Source organism: Devosia sp. A16 (assembly GCF_001402915.1).
Lineage (GTDB): Bacteria > Pseudomonadota > Alphaproteobacteria > Rhizobiales > Devosiaceae > Devosia_A.
This window is the reverse complement of the sequence record NZ_CP012945.1, coordinates 2,007,159-2,023,210: the sequence shown is the minus strand read 5'-3', so window position 1 is coordinate 2,023,210 and position 16,052 is coordinate 2,007,159. Positions and strand designations below refer to the sequence as shown.

14 protein-coding genes and 1 riboswitch are annotated in these 16,052 nt (G+C 67.4%); of the genes, 5 read left to right on the top strand and 9 right to left on the bottom strand.

From position 1 onward, the window contains the following. Positions 1–170: 170 nt before the first annotated feature. Complete coding sequence (locus APS40_RS09830) at positions 171–4,940, top strand: NAD-glutamate dehydrogenase (protein ID WP_055046876.1); 4,770 nt, start codon at positions 171–173, stop codon at positions 4,938–4,940. A gap of 137 nt (positions 4,941–5,077) precedes the next feature. On the opposite strand, the gene purH is transcribed toward APS40_RS09830, so the two are convergent. The 4 genes from purH to htpX all read right to left on the bottom strand — a co-directional run bounded on the left by purH (position 5,078) and on the right by htpX (position 10,811). Beyond that, positions 5,078–6,664 (bottom strand): bifunctional phosphoribosylaminoimidazolecarboxamide formyltransferase/IMP cyclohydrolase, encoded by a 1,587-nt coding sequence (gene purH, locus APS40_RS09825; RefSeq protein WP_055046875.1) that lies wholly within the window; start codon positions 6,662–6,664, stop codon positions 5,078–5,080. Between the two features lie 20 nt (positions 6,665–6,684). Then, positions 6,685–6,766, bottom strand: a riboswitch (ZMP/ZTP riboswitch). A gap of 40 nt (positions 6,767–6,806) precedes the next feature. After that, entirely contained in the window at positions 6,807–8,441 is a 1,635-nt protein-coding gene (locus APS40_RS09820) for a heparinase II/III family protein (RefSeq protein WP_055046874.1), read from the bottom strand. A 79-nt stretch (positions 8,442–8,520) separates the two neighbouring features. After that, entirely contained in the window at positions 8,521–9,819 is a 1,299-nt protein-coding gene (locus tag APS40_RS09815) for an RsmB/NOP family class I SAM-dependent RNA methyltransferase (protein ID WP_055046873.1), read from the bottom strand. Positions 9,820–9,824: 5 nt separating this feature from the next. Further along, complete coding sequence (htpX, locus tag APS40_RS09810; RefSeq protein ID WP_055046872.1) at positions 9,825–10,811, bottom strand: zinc metalloprotease HtpX; 987 nt, start codon at positions 10,809–10,811, stop codon at positions 9,825–9,827. Between the two features lie 96 nt (positions 10,812–10,907). On the opposite strand from htpX, the gene APS40_RS09805 reads away from it, so the two are divergent. Genes APS40_RS09805 through APS40_RS09795 form a run of 3 tightly spaced genes read left to right on the top strand, consistent with a single transcriptional unit; the run spans position 10,908 to position 11,782 of the window. Then, positions 10,908–11,099, top strand: a complete 192-nt coding sequence (locus APS40_RS09805) for a DUF1674 domain-containing protein (protein WP_055046871.1) — start codon at positions 10,908–10,910, stop codon at positions 11,097–11,099. Between the two features lie 55 nt (positions 11,100–11,154). Further along, the gene (locus APS40_RS09800; protein WP_055046870.1) at positions 11,155–11,391 is read left to right on the top strand and encodes an AbrB/MazE/SpoVT family DNA-binding domain-containing protein; all 237 of its coding nucleotides are present in this window, start codon (positions 11,155–11,157) and stop codon (positions 11,389–11,391) included. Then, positions 11,360–11,782 carry a PIN domain-containing protein gene (locus APS40_RS09795; RefSeq protein ID WP_236884231.1) on the top strand — a complete coding sequence of 141 codons (423 nt, stop codon included), beginning with the start codon at positions 11,360–11,362 and terminating at the stop codon, positions 11,780–11,782. Before APS40_RS09800 ends, APS40_RS09795 begins: the two co-directional genes overlap by 32 nt. On the opposite strand, the gene APS40_RS09790 is transcribed toward APS40_RS09795, so the two are convergent. From APS40_RS09790 to tsaD, 5 genes are all read right to left on the bottom strand, one after another. Continuing rightward, positions 11,783–12,202 (bottom strand): DUF1761 domain-containing protein, encoded by a 420-nt coding sequence (locus APS40_RS09790; protein ID WP_055046868.1) that lies wholly within the window; start codon positions 12,200–12,202, stop codon positions 11,783–11,785. It lies immediately after the preceding gene. Positions 12,203–12,304: 102 nt separating this feature from the next. Next, positions 12,305–12,730, bottom strand: coding sequence for an EVE domain-containing protein (locus APS40_RS09785; RefSeq protein WP_055046867.1), 426 nt, complete (start codon positions 12,728–12,730; stop codon positions 12,305–12,307). A gap of 2 nt (positions 12,731–12,732) precedes the next feature. Then, entirely contained in the window at positions 12,733–13,026 is a 294-nt protein-coding gene (locus tag APS40_RS09780) for a YciI family protein (RefSeq protein ID WP_055046866.1), read from the bottom strand. After that, the gene (locus APS40_RS09775; RefSeq protein ID WP_055046865.1) at positions 13,026–13,994 is read right to left on the bottom strand and encodes an NAD(P)H-dependent glycerol-3-phosphate dehydrogenase; all 969 of its coding nucleotides are present in this window, start codon (positions 13,992–13,994) and stop codon (positions 13,026–13,028) included. The genes APS40_RS09780 and APS40_RS09775 overlap by 1 nt, the downstream gene beginning before the upstream one ends. Beyond that, a complete protein-coding gene (tsaD, locus tag APS40_RS09770) occupies positions 13,984–15,042 on the bottom strand; it encodes a tRNA (adenosine(37)-N6)-threonylcarbamoyltransferase complex transferase subunit TsaD (protein ID WP_055046864.1) in 1,059 nt (352 codons plus the stop codon). The genes APS40_RS09775 and tsaD overlap by 11 nt, the downstream gene beginning before the upstream one ends. 70 nt (positions 15,043–15,112) lie before the next feature. Between tsaD and hemC the strand changes: the two genes are divergently transcribed. Beyond that, positions 15,113–16,048, top strand: a complete 936-nt coding sequence (hemC, locus tag APS40_RS09765; RefSeq protein ID WP_055046863.1) for a hydroxymethylbilane synthase — start codon at positions 15,113–15,115, stop codon at positions 16,046–16,048. The last annotated feature ends 4 nt before the right edge of the window (positions 16,049–16,052 follow it).

Sequence of the window (16,052 nt, the reverse complement as noted above, 5' to 3'; positions counted from 1 at the left end):
TGGGAGGCATTGGGTCGGGCGATGAGGAGGGAAGACACCGTGGATGGCCGACCACGGGCCCGGCGGCGGCTGCGGCGGCTCACCAGGTTCTGTCGTCATCGTCCTGTGTTGTGGCCACTCGACAACAGAGGCGGCGGGACGCAGACTCGAGGTTCCGAGGGAGTGAGACGATGAACGAGGCGGTGGCTGTCGATACGCGGGCGGAGCTGGTCGCGCGGGCCGAGGGCTATCAGTCGTCGGAGCCGAGTTTCGCGCGCTTTCTCAAGGCGGTTGCCGCCGCCACGGATCCTGAAGACCTCGCCCTGCGACCTGCCGACGCACTCGAGGCGACGTTCCGCAAATCGTACGGCCGACTGGGCAAGCGCGAGCTCGCGAGCCACAACGTTTATGTGGTGCCGCCGGAACAGCCCGGTGAACCCGAGATCGTCGAAGTGTTCTCGGCGGACATGCCGTTCATCGTCGACAGCGTACTGGCGGCGATCCGGGCGCGCGGCGGGGTGATCCGCTTCATCAGCCATCCGGTGCTGCAGTTCGACCCGGCGACCTATCGGGTGCTCGACGTGCCGACGCCCGGGAGTCGGCTCGAGAGTTTCCTGCATGTCGAAATCGACCCGCTGGCCGATATCGTGCAACGCGAGGCGCTGAAGGGCGAGATCGACGACACGCTCACCGATGTCGGTCGCGCCGTCGCCGGCTGGCGGCCGATGCTGGCGCGGGTCAAGAAAGCCATGGCGGACTGGCACGCCCATGCCCCCAAGGCGCCGCCAGCGCAGGTGGCCGAGGCGATGCATTTCCTCGGCTGGCTGGCCGAGCACAATTTCACCTTTCTCGGCATGCGCGAATACCGGCTCGAGCCGGCCAGTGCGGCCGAGGGCGCCACGGCGCAGCTGGTGCCGGTCGGCGACAGCGGACTGGGCATCCTCGAGGACCCCAATGTGCTGTTCCTGCGCTCGGGGCCCAGCTATGTCGAGATGACGGAGCAGCACGCCGCCTTCCTCGCCGGGGCGGCGCCCATCATGGTGACCAAGGCCAATATCCGCTCGCGGGTCCATCGGCGCGCCTACATGGATTATGTCGGGGTCAAGCTCTACGACCGCGAGGGGGCGACCTCGGGTGAGCTGCGTATCATCGGGCTGTTCACCTCGATGTCGCTGGCGGCGCCCAATACCGACGTGCCGCTGATCCGCAAGAAGATCACCGAGGTGTTGCGCGAGGCCGGGCACGACCCGCAAAGCCATGCCGGCAAGGCGCTGATGAACGCGCTCGACACCTTTCCGCGCGACGAACTGTTCCAGATCTCCGAGCCGCAGCTGAGCGAGTTCGCCACCATCATCGCGAGCCTGGTCGATCGGCCCCGGGTGCGGGTGCTGAGCCGCATCGACCGCTTCGACAATTTCGTCTCGGTGCTCGTGTTCGTGCCGCGCGACCGCTACGATTCGGACACCCGGGCGGTGATCGGCAGCTACCTGGCCGAAGTCTACGAGGGACGCGTCTCAGCCTTCTACCCGAGCTTCCCCGAAGGCGAGCTGGTCCGGGTGCATTTCATTCTCGGCCGCAATGGCGGCGTGACGCCGACGCCGAGCCGCGACGAGCTGGAGCAGGGGGTGGCGCAGCGCATCCGCACCTTCGGCGACCGGCTGGTAGCAGCAGCGTCGGATCCTACCGCCATTGCCGACTATCTCGAGGCCTTCCCTGCAGATTACCAGGCGGTGCATACGGCCGAGGCGGCGCTCGGCGACATCGCGGTGATCCGGCTGTTGCCGGATGAGCGGGCGATCGCGCTGCGGCTGGGAGCCCGCGAGGGCCGCAGCGCCATGGGGTTGAAAGTCTACCATCGGGGCAGTCCGATCGCGCTCAGCGACCGGGTGCCGATGCTGGAGAATTTCGGCTTCCGGGTGATCGACGAGGATACGTTTACGGTGAAGCCTTTGCGCGGCGCCGAGACCTATGTGCATGACATGCTGCTCGAGGCCGATGCCGGGCTCGACCTCGACGACCGGGCGCTGGGCGAAAGGATCGAGACCGCGATACTCGCGGTGTGGCGGCGCGAGGCGGAAAGTGACAGGCTCAACCAGCTGACGCTGAAGGCGGGACTCGGCTGGGCCGATGTGGAGGTGCTGCGAGCGCTGACGCGCTACCTCAAGCAGGTCGGCATCCCCTATTCGCGCGACTACCTCAACGCGGTGATGGCGCGGCATGCCGATGTGTCGGCGGCGCTGGTGACGCTGTTCCACGCCGAGAACGATCCGCATTTCGCCGGCGACCGCAAACGCGTCACCAGCGAGGCGCGGGAGATCATTGCCGCGGCGGTGGAGGCGACCACGTCGCTCGACGAGGATCGGATCCTTCGGCGCTACCTCAACCTGACCGAAGCGGTGGTGCGCACCAACGCCTATCAGCGCGACCAGTCGGGGGCGCGACGGCCGGCGCTGGCGCTGAAGTTCGACTGTGCGAAGGTCGAAGGGCTGCCGGAGCCGAAACCCTATCGCGAGATCTTCGTCTACTCGCCGCGGGTCGAGGGGCTGCATCTGCGCTTCGGGCCGATCGCCCGCGGCGGCCTGCGCTGGTCGGACCGGCCGGAGGATTTCCGCACCGAGGTGCTGGGCCTGGTGAAGGCACAGCAGGTCAAGAACGCCATCATCGTGCCGGTGGGCGCCAAGGGGGCGTTCGTGCCCAAGCAGACGCCGTCCGGCGCCGATCGCGAGACCCAACTGCGTGAAGGCACGGTCTGCTACAAGATTTTCGTCTCGACGCTGCTCGACGTCACCGACAATCTCGAAGTCGATACCGTGGTGCCGCCGCCAGACGTGCTGCGCCGCGATGGCGACGACCCGTACCTGGTGGTGGCCGCCGACAAGGGGACGGCGAGCTTTTCCGATACCGCCAACGCCATCGCGGTCGATCGCGACTTCTGGCTCGGCGACGCCTTCGCCTCGGGCGGCTCGGCCGGCTATGACCACAAGAAGATGGGGATCACGGCGCGCGGCGGCTGGGAGGCGGTGAAGCGGCATTTCCGTGAGCTCGACCGCGACATCCAGACGACGCCGTTCACCGTCGTCGGAGTCGGCGACATGAGCGGCGACGTGTTCGGCAATGCCATGCTGCTGTCGCCCGAGACGCGGCTGATCGCGGCGTTCGACCATCGCGACATCTTCATCGATCCCGACCCGGATCCGGCGGTGAGCCTTGCCGAACGGCAGCGGCTGTTCGAGCTGCCGCGCTCGAGCTGGCAGGACTACAACCCGGAGTTACTGTCGAAGGGTGGTGGGGTCTATTCGCGCAGCCTCAAGACGGTGCCGCTGTTTGCCGAGGCGCGGAAAGCGCTGGGGCTCAATTCCGACGCGGTGAGCCCCAATGACGTGATCCGCGCCATCCTAAAGGCGCAGGTGGACCTGCTCTGGTTCGGCGGCATCGGCACCTATGTGCGCTCGAGCAGCGAGACCGAGGCGCAAGCCGGCGACAAGGCGAACGATGCGGTGCGTGTCGCCGGGGCGGAGATCCGGGCGCTGGTGGTGGGCGAGGGCGCCAACCTGGGCGTGACGCAGCTCGGCCGGGTCGAGTATGCGCTGAAGGGCGGGCGGATCAACACCGACGCCATCGACAACTCGGCCGGGGTGAATTCTTCCGACCTCGAGGTGAACATCAAGATCGCGCTCGGCGCGCTCACCCGTACCGGGCAGCTGACCACCCAGGTGCGCAACGAGTTCCTCGCCTCGATGACCGACGAGGTGGCGGCACTGTGTTTGAAGAACAATTACCTGCAGACCCTGGCGCTGAGCGTCGAGGAAGCGCGTGGGCTCGCGGCGTTCCCCGAGCATCTCGCGCTGATCGAGGCGCTGGAGGCCGCGGGCGAGCTGCACCGGGCGGTGGAGTTCCTACCCGAAAATGCGGGGCTGCGGCAGCGCACCCAGACCGGCAAGGGCCTGACCCGGCCGGAACTGGCGGTGCTGCTCGCTTATGCCAAGAACGTCGTCAATGCCGAGCTGCTGAAGACCGGCGTGCCGGATGACCCCTATCTGGGGCGCGAACTCTACCGCTATTTCCCCGACCGACTGATCGAGACGTTCGAGGATACCGTCACCCGCCATCGGCTGCGCCGGGAAGTCATCGCCACGGTGCTGTCGAACGCCATGATCAATCGCGGCGGGCCGGGCTTCGTCAACGAGATGATGGCCGCCTCGAGCGCCGACGCGGGACAGGTGGCCGCGGCCTATGCCGCGGCGCGCGACGTCTACGGCACGCCCGAGCTCAACCGCGACGTCGACGGGCTCGACGGCGTCGTGCCGGGCAAGACGCAGCTGACGCTCTATGCCGAAGTGCAGGCGCTGCTGAAGCGCGAGACGCTGTGGTTCCTGCGCAACGGCCGGTTCGACAACGGGTTGAGGCCGCTGGTCGATCGCTACCAGGATGGCATCGCCCAGGTGCGCTCCATGATCGGCGGGCTGCTCGGCAGCTATTTCGAGCGGACGATGAGCGAGCGGACGGCGCGGCTCGAAGCCGCGGGGGTCAGCCGCGACATGGCGCGGCGCTTCGCCGAGCTGCCGGTGCTGTCGCTGGGCACCGATATCGTCCTGGTGGCGGAGCGGACGCGGACGCCGGTGGCCGATACCGCCATTGCCTTCTTCGGCGTGCTCGACACCTTCAAGCTCGGACGAGTGATCGATGAGGGCACCGCTATCGTCCTGGCCGACAAGTTCGACCGCATGGCGCTCGATCGGGCGCTCGCCAACCTGCTGCGGGCGCAGCGGGACCTGACGGCCGACGCGCTGGCGACCAATAATGGTGCGGTGGACAAGCGGCTCCAAGCCTGGCGCGAGGCGCAGCCCGAGGCGATTGCCCGGGTGGCCGACGCGGTACAGGGCCTGACCGAAGGCGAGATGACGGTGTCGCGCCTGTCGGTCGCAGCTGGCCTGCTCGGGGACCTGGCGAGGAGCGCTTAAATGACAAGGCACACAATCGATATTGATCGCGAGTTGCTGTTGGAATGCCAACAGGCCCTTCCTCGTCGCTCAGCGCCAAGCTAAACTAGCTCAAGCAGGTAGTAAGACGAGGATGGCTCCGGCAACCAAGCCCTAACTCAGTGCCGGAAATGGCGCATCCCCGTCATGATCATGGCGATACCGGCGGCGTCAGCGGCGTCGATCACGGCCTGGTCGTTCATCGAGCCGCCGGGCTGGATCACCGCCGTGGCGCCGGCTTCGACGGCGGCCAGCATGCCGTCGGGGAACGGGAAGAAGGCGTCGGAGGCCACCACCGAGTTGGCGGTCAGGGCGCCTTCGATACCGGCGGCTTCCGCGGCGTCGATGGCCTTCCGATGCGCGACGCGGCTTGAATCGAGACGGCTCATCTGGCCGGCGCCGATGCCGGCGGTGGCGCCGTCCTTGACGTAGATGATGGCGTTCGACTTGACGTGCTTGGCGACCTTCATGGCGATCTTCAGGTCGCGCAGCTCGGCTTCGGTCGGCTGTTTCTTGGTCACCACCTTGAACTCGGTGTCGTCGACATTGCGGTCGTCCCGACCCTGCACCAGGAGGCCCCCGGCCAGCGACTTCACCGTCAGGCCCGGAGCCTTGGGGTCGGCGAGCGCACCGGTGAGCAACAGGCGGAGGTTCTTCTTGGCCGCGATGATACGGATCGCCTCTTCGGTGGCGTCCGGGGCGACGATCACCTCGGTGAACACTTTGACGATCTCGGTGGCAGTCGGCCCGTCGATGGTCTGGTTCAGCGCCACGATGCCGCCGAAGGCCGAGACGGGATCGGTGCGGTGCGCCAGCTGGTAGGCCTCGATCAGTGACTTGCCGATGGCGAAGCCGCAGGGATTGGCGTGCTTGATGATGGCGACGGCCGGCACGGCCGGATCGAACTCCGACACCAGCTCGAACGCCGCGTCGGTGTCGTTGAGGTTGTTGTAGCTCAGCGCCTTGCCCTGCACCTGGCGGGCGGTGGCGACCCCGGGGCGCTGCTCGCCGGTGGTGTAGAAGGCGGCCCACTGGTGCGGGTTCTCGCCATAGCGCATCACTTCCTTCAGCCGGCCGGCGAACGAGCGATACGGCATTTCGGCATAGTCGAGGGTCTTGGCGAACCAGCCCGAGATCACCGAGTCATAGGCGGCGGTGCGGGCATAGGCCTTGGCGGCGAGGCGCTGGCGCAACTCGTAGGGCACGCCGCCCGAGCTACGGATGTGCTCGAGCACCGCGTCATAGTCGGCGGGGTCGACGATGACGGTGACATAGGCGTGGTTCTTGGCCGCCGAGCGGATCATCGCCGGACCGCCGATATCGATGTTTTCGATGGTCTCGTCGTAGGATGCGCCCTTGGCGATGGTCTCCTCGAACGGGTAGAGGTTGACCACCACCAGGTCGATGGCGCCGATCCGATGCTCGTCCATCGAGGCCTTGTGCGTGGGGTTGTCGCGCACCGAGAGCAGGCCGCCATGCACCTTGGGGTGCAGCGTCTTCACCCGGCCGTCCATCATTTCGGGGAAGCCGGTGAGATCGGAGATGTCGCGGACGGCGGCGCCGGTGCCGGCGATCAGCTTGTGCGTGCCGCCGGTCGAGACCAGTTCCACCCCCAACCCGGCGAGCCCCTTGGCGAAATCGGCCATCCCGGTCTTGTCGAAGACACTGAGCAGGGCGCGCTTGATGGGAACGATGGCGTTGGACATGGGGGCTCCGTCACGGTTGCAGGGGGGGCCCAGGCGAGCGGCAGCTGTCGTTCGCGTTCCCCGATGGTGGCCCATCTCTTCTCGCCAGTCGCGCGAACGCGGGCCTTATTGCAGAAACGGCCGATCTTGGAAAGATGGCCGGTCAGTTCTCCTCGAGGGTGAAAATCCAGCTCACTTCGCTGGCGTCGGAGACCAGGGAGTCGAGCACCAGTTGCTTGGTGCGGTGGAAGCCGAAATAGGCGGATTGGCGCACGCTGTCCTCGACCCGCATCTCGGCTCCCTCCCACAGGAAGGTCCAGACCGCGCCGGAGTTGAGGCGGAGCCGCACCAGGTCGTCGGTGAGCTGCACCTCGGTCTGGTGGGCGAGATGAAAGCGGATGGCAGCGGCGCCGGAGACGCGGCTGCGGTGACGGATGAAGCGATCCTGCCCGACCAGGGTCTTGCCTTCGGCGAGCAGCGTCAGGTGGCGTTCGAGCGTCACCCCGAAGCGCTCGGCATAGCCATGCGAGGTGATGATCAGCGTGTCGTCTGCGCTGCGCGCCTCGATCTCGCTCGGCCGTCCGAGCGGCAGCAGGCGTCCGGCCAAGGGACCGGACGGCGCGATCGCCGCCGCCGACAGGGCGTTGATGGTGGGCGCCGAATGGGCAATGCCCTGGCGGAACAGCAAGGCGTCGTCATAGTCGGACGGCGCCGGCCCGCAATTGCAGACCACCAGGTCGCGGCCATGGCTGAACTCGAAGGCCATGGCGCTGGCATGCGCATGGGCGGTGAATTCGGGGTCGGCAACGAGGCCGGAATCGGCGACGACGATGGAGCGGCCGGCGATCAGCCGGCCATAGCCCCCGGCGGTACCGGTCTGGCGTGCGCGCGCCGCGCTCTGCGCCTGAATGGCGACGATCAGGTCGTGCGGCATCTGGCCGGTGCCGTTGAAATAGGCCGGCTCGCCAGTGCCGAGCGAAATGGCATCGAGCGCCCGGTGCATGCTCTCGGTCAGCTCCTCGAGGTCGCGCGAAGCCTGCTCGTGGTCGCGGCGCAGCGCCAGCTTGATGGTGATGAGTTCGATCAGCAGCTGGATCTGGACCTTGGCCGACCGGGTACGGTGCAGCCCGTCTTCGTCGATCTGGGTGTCGACAAGATTGAGCACGTGGCGGACCCGCGCCTCGACCTCGGCATTGGGGCGGTCGGCACAGAGCGCCACGCCGACCAGGGCAATGGCGACCAGCAAGGCGTCCACCGGGTCGGTGGCGAGCATGGCGCGCAGCTTCAGCGACGAGATCTGGGTGGAGAGCGAGCGGGCAATCTGCTGGGCCTGCTCCGGCGTCGCCCCTTCGAGCAGGATATTGTAGTGGCGCAGCCAGTTGAGCACCCGACGGGCGGTGAGCGCCGGATTCCAGGTGTCGCGGCTGAACTGGCCTTCGCGGCCGATCCAGTCGAGCGCCAGGGTGCGGGCGAAGCGGCGCTCCTCGTCGGTTCGGGCATCGCGGAAATGGCGGAGCCAGGCGAAGGCCTGCAGGTCGTCCTGCCAGTCGTCGTGGTCGACCTCGAGCGAGAACGGCGAGACCCCGTGCGTGTCGACGAGCTTCGACGCCAGGAGGTAGCGGCCCTGCATCATCTCGAGGATGGTTTCGCGGTCGGTGGGGCGGAACTCGGCCAGCGCACCCATCAGGTCGTCATTGCTCGGGCCGGTCCAGGTCCAGCGGATCAGCGGATTGGTGACGATGTGATCTGCCGCGGACAGCAAGGTGCGGCGTGCGAGGAACCGCAGCGAATGTGCCAAGTCTACGTCCTCACATACGTTTGGCCGGCGGGCTCTGATAGGCCCGCTCGGACGACTTGCCAAGGGCCAGCCAAGTTATCTAGCCCCGCCTGAAGCGTGCAACGAAGAACCCATCGAGGGTGCCGCCCTTATCCCCAGGAACCAGCATGCCGGGGTGGGTGCGGACGAACCCTTCCTGGGTGACGGCCCCGGGCAGGCCAGGCAGTTCGCCGACGCCGATCGGGTCGGCTGCGACGTCGTTCCGGGCTGCGAGCCAGCGGGCTTGCTCCTCACCTTCGCCGGGCTCCAGCGAACAGACGCAATAGACCAGCACGCCGCCGGGATTGAGCCACCCTAGCGCGCGCTCGATGAACCGGCGCTGAAGGGCGACGCGCCCGGCAATGTCGGCCGTGCTGCGGTGCCAGATCACCTCGGGGTGGCGGCGGAAGGTGCCGGTGGCCGAGCAGGGTGCGTCGAGCAGGATGCCGTCGAACTTCTCCCCCGGTTCCCAGGCGAGTGCGTCGGCGGTGACGATCTCGGGCGTCATGCCGAGGCGGGCGAAATTCTGCGCCATGCGGGCGACGCGATCGGGCTCGTTGTCGATGGCGGTGACGGAATAGCCGGCATTGACCAGCTGCGCGGTCTTGCCGCCGGGGGCGGCGCACAAATCGAGCACGCGGGCGCCGGGGGCAAGGGCCAGCAGCTGCGCCGGAATGGCCGCCGCGGCATCCTGCACCCACCAGCGGCCGGCGTCGTAGCCGGCCAGCGCCTCGACGGGGCGGTCGCGTTCGTCGATGCGGACGGTCTCGCCGAACACCCGAGCGGCGCCGAGCGCGTCGATCAGTTCGGGGTCGACCGCCTTCAGGGTCAGATCCAGCGGAGCGCCATCCACCAGGGCGCCGGCAAACTCTTCCAGCGCATCGTCGCCATAGGTGTCGCGCCAGAGCGGGCCGAGCGTGTCGGGGAACAGCGCCTGGTAGGGCAGGTGGCGCAGCGCATGCGCCTCGGCCTGGGCGCGGCGCAGCACGGCGTTCATCAGCTTGGAAAGGTGCTGGCTGCGCGTATCACGCTTGGCCGCCTCGACGGCGAGGAAGATGGCGCTGTGGTCGCCCAGCTCAGGCAGGAACACCAGATGGGCGAGGCTCAACCTGAGGATCGCCTCGAACGGCCCGGATTTCTTGGGAATGCCGCGATCGAGAAACCGCGATATCATCAGGTTGAGCTGGCCGTGGCGGCGCAGCGCCACCGTCACCAGCTTGTTGGCCAGCGCGCGGTCGCGGCCGTCCTCGATCTCGGCTTGTGAAAAAGGGGCGAAATTCGCCCCCTTGAGTACCTGATCGAGCCGTTCGGCTGCGAGCAGCCTCAGCTTCAGTCCAGGCGGGTGTTTCTGTTTCTTCAACTGGCTCAGCCCCAGGGTCCGCGCGAGCTATTGCCATTCTCGCTCGAGCCTGTCGAGGGGACGCGCCATCCGCCGCCGGTATTGCGGGGGACAGTCCCGTCGGCCGCGGGCTGCGGCGCCGGCCGGCGGCCGGTGCGGTCGACCTGCATTTCGCCGGCGATGCGCTGCAGCTGGGCGATGCGGTTCTCGACATTCGGGTGGGTCGAGAACAGGTTGTCCATGCGCTGCCCATTGAGCGGGTTGAAGATATACATATGGGCCTGCGCCGGGTTGCGTTCAGCCGGAACGTTGACCGTGCGTTGCGCCAGCTGGCTGATCTTGTTGAGCGCCGAAGCGAGGGCCAGCGGGTCGCCGGAAATCTCGGCGCCATCCTTGTCGGCCTCGTATTCGCGCGTGCGGCTCACCGCCATCTGCACCAGGGCCGCGGCGATGGGCGCGACGATCACCGCGATCAGCACGCCGATCGGGCCGAGCGGGTTGTCGCGCGAATTGCCGCCGCCGAAGAACAGGCCGAACTGCGCCAGCATCGAGATGGCGCCGGCAATGGTGGCGGTCATCGTCATGGTCAGGGTGTCGCGGCTGCGGATATGGGCCAGCTCGTGCGCCACCACGGCTGCGACTTCGCGCGGCTCGAGATAGCGCAACAACCCGGCCGAGACGGCGACTGCCGCATTCTCAGGGTTGCGGCCGGTGGCGAAGGCGTTGGGCTGCTCGGTGTCGATGACATAGAGTTTCGGCATCGGGATGCCGGCGCGCTGCGAGAGCGCTTCGACCGTCCGGTAGAGGTCGGGCTGGGTGCGCGGGTCGACTTCGACGGCATTCTGCATGCGCAGCACCATCTTGTCGGAATTCCAATAGGCGAAGAGGTTGGTGAGCGCGGCAATGATGAAGGCGATCCACATGCCGCCGGTGCCGCCGACGAAGTAGCCGACCGCCATGAAGATGGTGGTGAGGACAGCGAGCAGGACCGAAGTGCGGAGGAAGTTGAGCATTGCCGTTAAGTCTTGTACCTCGTGAGCGTCTGAACTGAAAAGTACATGGGAAGGCGTGGGGTTCCCCACAAGGACCCTCGTTGAAACGGTAATCCGATGGACGAAACGCCACAAGCCAGGCCTCCCGTCAGCCCCGCGGCGCAGCGGGCCCTCGACGAAGCGGCGGCCCGCCGCGCCGAAATCGACGAGAAGGCCGCCGCCGGCAAACGCGAGAAAGGCGGCCGCGGCGGGCTCGATCCGGCCCGCTACGGCGACTGGGAAATCAAGGGCCTCACGGCGGACTTTTGAACTCGTCGCTTCGGCATGATATACGTCTTGGCGATGTATATCATGGAGTGGTCAAATGAAGGTCTCGAAATGGGGAAACAGCCTCGCGGTACGCATCCCAACGGACGTGGCCAGCAGACTCGGCCTGAAGGAGGGTGACGAGGTTGACCTTCAGCCCTCCGAAACCAACGGGATCGAACTGCTCCGCCTTGCCTCGCGCCGCGAACGCATCGAACGGCTGAGGGAGTTGATGAAAGGGCGGCTGCCGGCGGACTACCGGTTTGATCGCGAAGAAGCGAATGCCAGGCGTTAGCTTCCTCGACACCAACATCCTCGTCTACTTCGCAGTTCAGGACCCGGCGCGTTTTGGCCGGGCTGCCGAGATTGTGGAGGCAGGCGGGACGATCAGCGTTCAGGTGCTCAACGAGTTCGCGAACGTCGCTCGCTCGAAGATGCACATGGAGTGGGGCGAAATTTCCGAGGTGGAGGACTTGCTCTGCAGCCTGCTGCAGGTGCACCCGCTAACCGTGGAGACGCACCGACAGGCGCTGGCCCTCGCGGAGCGCCATGCTTTCCAAGTTTACGACGCGACGATCCTCGCATCGGCCCTCGAGGCTGCCTGCACCACCCTCTATGCCGAAGACATGCAGCACGGCCAGCTGATCGCTGGCCGGCTGCGGATCGTCAACCCGTTCGTCAGTTAGCTAGGCCGCCGGCACTGCCCCGCCACCGAAGAGGCCGATGACGATGCCCTGCACGACCAGCACCACCAGCAGGTGTCCGCCGTCGATCAGCGTCAGCTTCCAGGGCGCCCCCTGGTAGCGGTGGTTGAGGATCATCGTGGTGATGACGAAACCTACCCACATGTGGGCGCCAGCGAGGATGCCGTTCCACACCGTGACGCTGCCGAACAGGGCCTGGATGACCACGGCCATGAAATAGGCCATCACCAGTTCGGTGATGAAGCCGATGATGAAGGGCGCGGGTCCGGTGCCGAGTTGTTCGCGGGTCTTGCCGAGCGCGGCCATCCACTGCTTGCCCAGCGCGGTGTACCAGCCGGCGCCGACGGCGAAGCCGGCGATGGTGGCGACGATGACGGCCAGCCAGTTGACGTCGAAATGCATGATCTCTCCCCCCGAAAGCCGCGGCTGCGGCAGGGGGAGAGTAAGGCTATTTGCCCGCGTTGGGGAGGTCGGGCGAGGCGTCCAAACCGGTGTTTCAGCGGCTCAGAGGCCACCCATCTTGCAGATCAGCTTCCATTCCGCCTCGGTCACCGGGGAGACCGACAGGCGGGAGAGCTTCACCAGCGCCATATCGGCGAGCTCGGGGGTCTTCTTGATGGTCTCTAGCGTCACCGGCCTGGGCAGCTTCTTGACCGGCAGCACGTCGACGCACTCCCAGACGATCTTTCCATTCTCGTTCGGCTCGGCGGTGGAATCGGGGTGGGCCAGCGCCACCACCTTGATGATGCCGACGATCTCCTTGCCGATGTTGGAGTGGTAGAAGAACGCCTCGTCGCCGAGCTGCATCGCCTTCATGTTGTTGCGTGCGGTGTAGTTGCGCACGCCGTGCCACTCCTCGGGAACCCCGCGGTTCACCACGTCATCGTAGGAGTTAACGTTGGGCTCCGATTTCATCAGCCAGTAGGCCATGGTCAGCGTCCCGCGCTCTTGTTGATGGTCAGCGCCCAGCGGCTGATCTTGTAGCTCTCGAACACGCCCTGCTTGATGAACGGGTCCTGTTCGTAGAGGCTGGTCGCCGCGGCGAGGTCGGGGGCTTCGATGACCATGAAGCTGCCGGTGGCCTTGCCTTCCTCGGTCTGGAACGGGCCTGCGATCACCAGCTTGTCGCCCAGATTGTCGAGGTGCTTGAGGTGCTCGGGGCGGACCGCCATACGGTGCTCGAGGCCGTTGGGCTTGTCGGTGGCGATGATCGAGTAGAACGGCATCAGTCTTCTTCCCTCTTGAGCGGCCGCGACATGAGGCCGGCGACGATTTCGGTGATCGAGCTATTGCCCTCGATCAGCAGGTTTACCGCATCGATCAGCGGGGCGTCGATGCGCACTTGGTCGGCCAGCGCCTGGGCAACCGGCGCCGTCAGCACGCCCTCGGCGAGGTCGCTGCCGGCCGGCTCGCCGCGCCCGAGGCTGACGCCGTAGCGGTAGTTGCGCGATTGCGTGGAGGTGCAGCTGAGGGTCAGGTCGCCAAGCCCGGCAAGGCCGGTGAGGGTCGAGGCGCTGCCGCCCATACGGACCACGAGGCGCGTGAGCTCGGCAAAGGCGCGCGCCAGCAGCGCCGCGCGCGCCGAGGCGCCGAGGCCGGCGCCATCGACCGCGCCGCAGCCGACGGCGTAGACATTCTTCAGCGCGCCGGCCAGCTCCACGCCGAGCCGGTCGTCGGCGGCGTAGAGCCGGAAGGTCGGGCCGGCCAGCGCAGCGGCGACGGCCGAAGTCTGTTCCGGATCGTCGCCGGCGAGGGTGACGGCAGTCGGTCGGCCCGCGGCGACATCGGCGGCAAAGCTCGGGCCGCTCAGCACGTAGGGGATGGCAGTCGGCGAGACGTCGGCAAGCACCTCGCTTTGCCGCTTCAGGGTCCCATGCTCGAGCCCCTTGGCGGTCAGCACCACCGGCAGGTGCGCCAGCCCGGCGGCGATCGGTTGCAGCGCCGCACGGCTCGCCTGCGCCGGCACCGCCAGGATGACGAGTTCGGCGTCGGGCAGCGTGAGCGCCCCACTGATCCGTTCCGACAGCAGCTGGTGGCCGAGATGGGCGCTGTTGCGGTGATTGCGGTTGATGTCGTCGATGACGGCGGGATCGCGGCCGACCAGGGTGACGCTCCGCCCGGCAATGGCGGCGGCCTGCGCCAGCGCGGTGCCCCAGGCACCGGCGCCGACCACGGCGATCCGTTCAAGCGCCATGGCCGAGCCCCATATCGGCGCTGTCGAGCGGCCAGCGCGCCCTGGCGGAGACGTCGAGCGGGTCGGCAGCGCCGAGCGCCAGCCGCTCGGCCCCGGCCCAGGCCACCATGGCGCCGTTGTCGGTGCAGAGCGGGATCGGGGGAACGATCAGCGTGGCGCCGGCCTTGTCGGCGGCCTCGCGCAGCGCCGCGCCGATCGCCTTGTTGGCGGCAACTCCGCCCGCGACCACCAGTCGCTGCGGCTGGTCCGGGAGCTCGGCGGCGTAGCGCGCGAGGGCCGAGCGGGCGCGAACCGCGACGATCTCGGCCACGGTGCGCTGGAAGCTGGCGCAGATGTCGGCGACATCCTGGTCGGTCAGCGGCGCCTGCTGTTCGGCGGCAAGCCGCACCGCCGTCTTGAGGCCGGAGAACGAGAAATCCAGCCGATCTTCCTTGAGCAGCGGCCTTGGGAAGTTGAAGCGCCGTGGATCGCCCCTTGCCGACAGCTTCTCGACTTCCGGTCCGCCCGGACTGCCCAGCCCGAGGAGCTTCGCCACCTTGTCGAAGGCCTCGCCCAGCGCGTCGTCGATGGTGGTGCCCCAGCGCTCGTAGTCGCCCACGCCGCGCACCAGCACGAACTGGCTGTGCCCGCCCGAGACCAGCAGCATCAGGTAGGGAAAGGCGATGCCGTCGGTCAGCCGGGCGGTAAGCGCGTGCGCTTCCAGGTGGTTGACCGCGATCAGCGGCTTGCCCAACGCCGCGGCGATCGCCTTGGCGGTGGTGAGCCCGACCAGCACCCCGCCGATCAGCCCGGGCCCGGCCGTGGCGGCGACGGCATCGATCTCGCTGAGCTGCACTCCGGCGCTCCGGGCGGCGCGTTCGATGATGTGGTCGAGGTGGCTGACATGGGCGCGCGCCGCCAGTTCGGGCACCACGCCGCCATAGGGCGCATGCTCTTCGAGCTGGCTGCGCACGATGTTCGAAAGAATGGTCGCGCGGCCGTCGGCGCCACGCTCGACGATGGAGGCGGCGGTTTCGTCGCAGCTGGTTTCGATGCCGAGCACTCTCATCAAACTTGTCCGCACCCTCTCCAAGGGGTAAGCCCAGCCCGGCTTTGGCCTACAATAGGTATGAACTGAAATGCAATCGGCGCCGTTCCTCCGCATCGGAACCCGGGGCTCCATGCTGGCGCTGGCCCAGGCGCAGCTGACGCAGCGGCTGTTGGCCGAGGCGCACGGCGTACCGGCGGAGCGTATCGAGATCCGCGTCATCACCACCAGCGGTGACAGGCTTACCGATCGACCGCTGAGCGAAGCGGGCGGCAAGGGACTGTTCTCGCGCGAGATCGAGGCGGCGCTGGCCGCCGACGAGATCGACCTGGGCGTCCACTCCAGCAAGGACCTCGCCTCGTTCCTGCCCGACGGCATGGTGCTGGCGGCATTCCTCGAGCGCGAGGACGTGCGCGACGCATTCGTGTCGCTGAACTACGCCGACGTCGATGCCCTGCCCGAGGGGGCGAGGCTCGGCTCCTCCTCGATCCGGCGCGCCGCGCAGATGCTGCGGGTGCGGCCCGATCTCGAGGTGGTGCAGTTCCGCGGCAATGTCGACACGCGGCTCAACAAGCTCCAGGCCGGGGTGGCCGACGCGACGCTGCTGGCGGTGGCCGGGCTCAACCGGCTCGGCAAACAGGACAGGATCACCGCCTATCTCGACCCGCTCGAATTTCTGCCGGCACCGGCACAGGGCGCCATCGGCATCGAAATCCGGGAAGCCGACAGCCGCACCGCCGAACTGGTGGGGGTGCTGAACCATGGACCGACTTCCACCACCATCGCGGCCGAGCGGGCGCTGCTCGCCACTCTCGACGGTTCGTGTCGAACCCCGATCGGCGCGTTTACCGAATTGAATGGGGTTTGGTGCAGGTTGACCGCCGAGATCCTCAGTCCCGACGGTCGCGAGTTCTACCGCGATGCGGTTGAAGGCGCGGCTGCCGACGCCGCCAAACTCGGAACGCAACTGGGTGCGAGGTTGTTGGAGCAGGCAGGGCCGGAATTCCAGCGGCAGTTCAAAGGATAGACTC

Coding starts and splice junctions, on each gene's coding strand:
- APS40_RS09830 (WP_055046876.1), top strand. CDS start 171: ATGAACGAGGCGGTGGCTGTCGATACGCGGGCGGAGCTGGTCGCGCGG.
- purH (WP_055046875.1), bottom strand. CDS start 6,664: ATGTCCAACGCCATCGTTCCCATCAAGCGCGCCCTGCTCAGTGTCTTC.
- htpX (WP_055046872.1), bottom strand. CDS start 10,811: ATGCTCAACTTCCTCCGCACTTCGGTCCTGCTCGCTGTCCTCACCACC.
- APS40_RS09805 (WP_055046871.1), top strand. CDS start 10,908: ATGGACGAAACGCCACAAGCCAGGCCTCCCGTCAGCCCCGCGGCGCAG.
- APS40_RS09800 (WP_055046870.1), top strand. CDS start 11,155: ATGAAGGTCTCGAAATGGGGAAACAGCCTCGCGGTACGCATCCCAACG.
- APS40_RS09790 (WP_055046868.1), bottom strand. CDS start 12,202: ATGCATTTCGACGTCAACTGGCTGGCCGTCATCGTCGCCACCATCGCC.
- APS40_RS09785 (WP_055046867.1), bottom strand. CDS start 12,730: ATGGCCTACTGGCTGATGAAATCGGAGCCCAACGTTAACTCCTACGAT.
- APS40_RS09780 (WP_055046866.1), bottom strand. CDS start 13,026: ATGCCGTTCTACTCGATCATCGCCACCGACAAGCCCAACGGCCTCGAG.
- APS40_RS09775 (WP_055046865.1), bottom strand. CDS start 13,994: ATGGCGCTTGAACGGATCGCCGTGGTCGGCGCCGGTGCCTGGGGCACC.
- tsaD (WP_055046864.1), bottom strand. CDS start 15,042: ATGAGAGTGCTCGGCATCGAAACCAGCTGCGACGAAACCGCCGCCTCC.
- hemC (WP_055046863.1), top strand. CDS start 15,113: ATGCAATCGGCGCCGTTCCTCCGCATCGGAACCCGGGGCTCCATGCTG.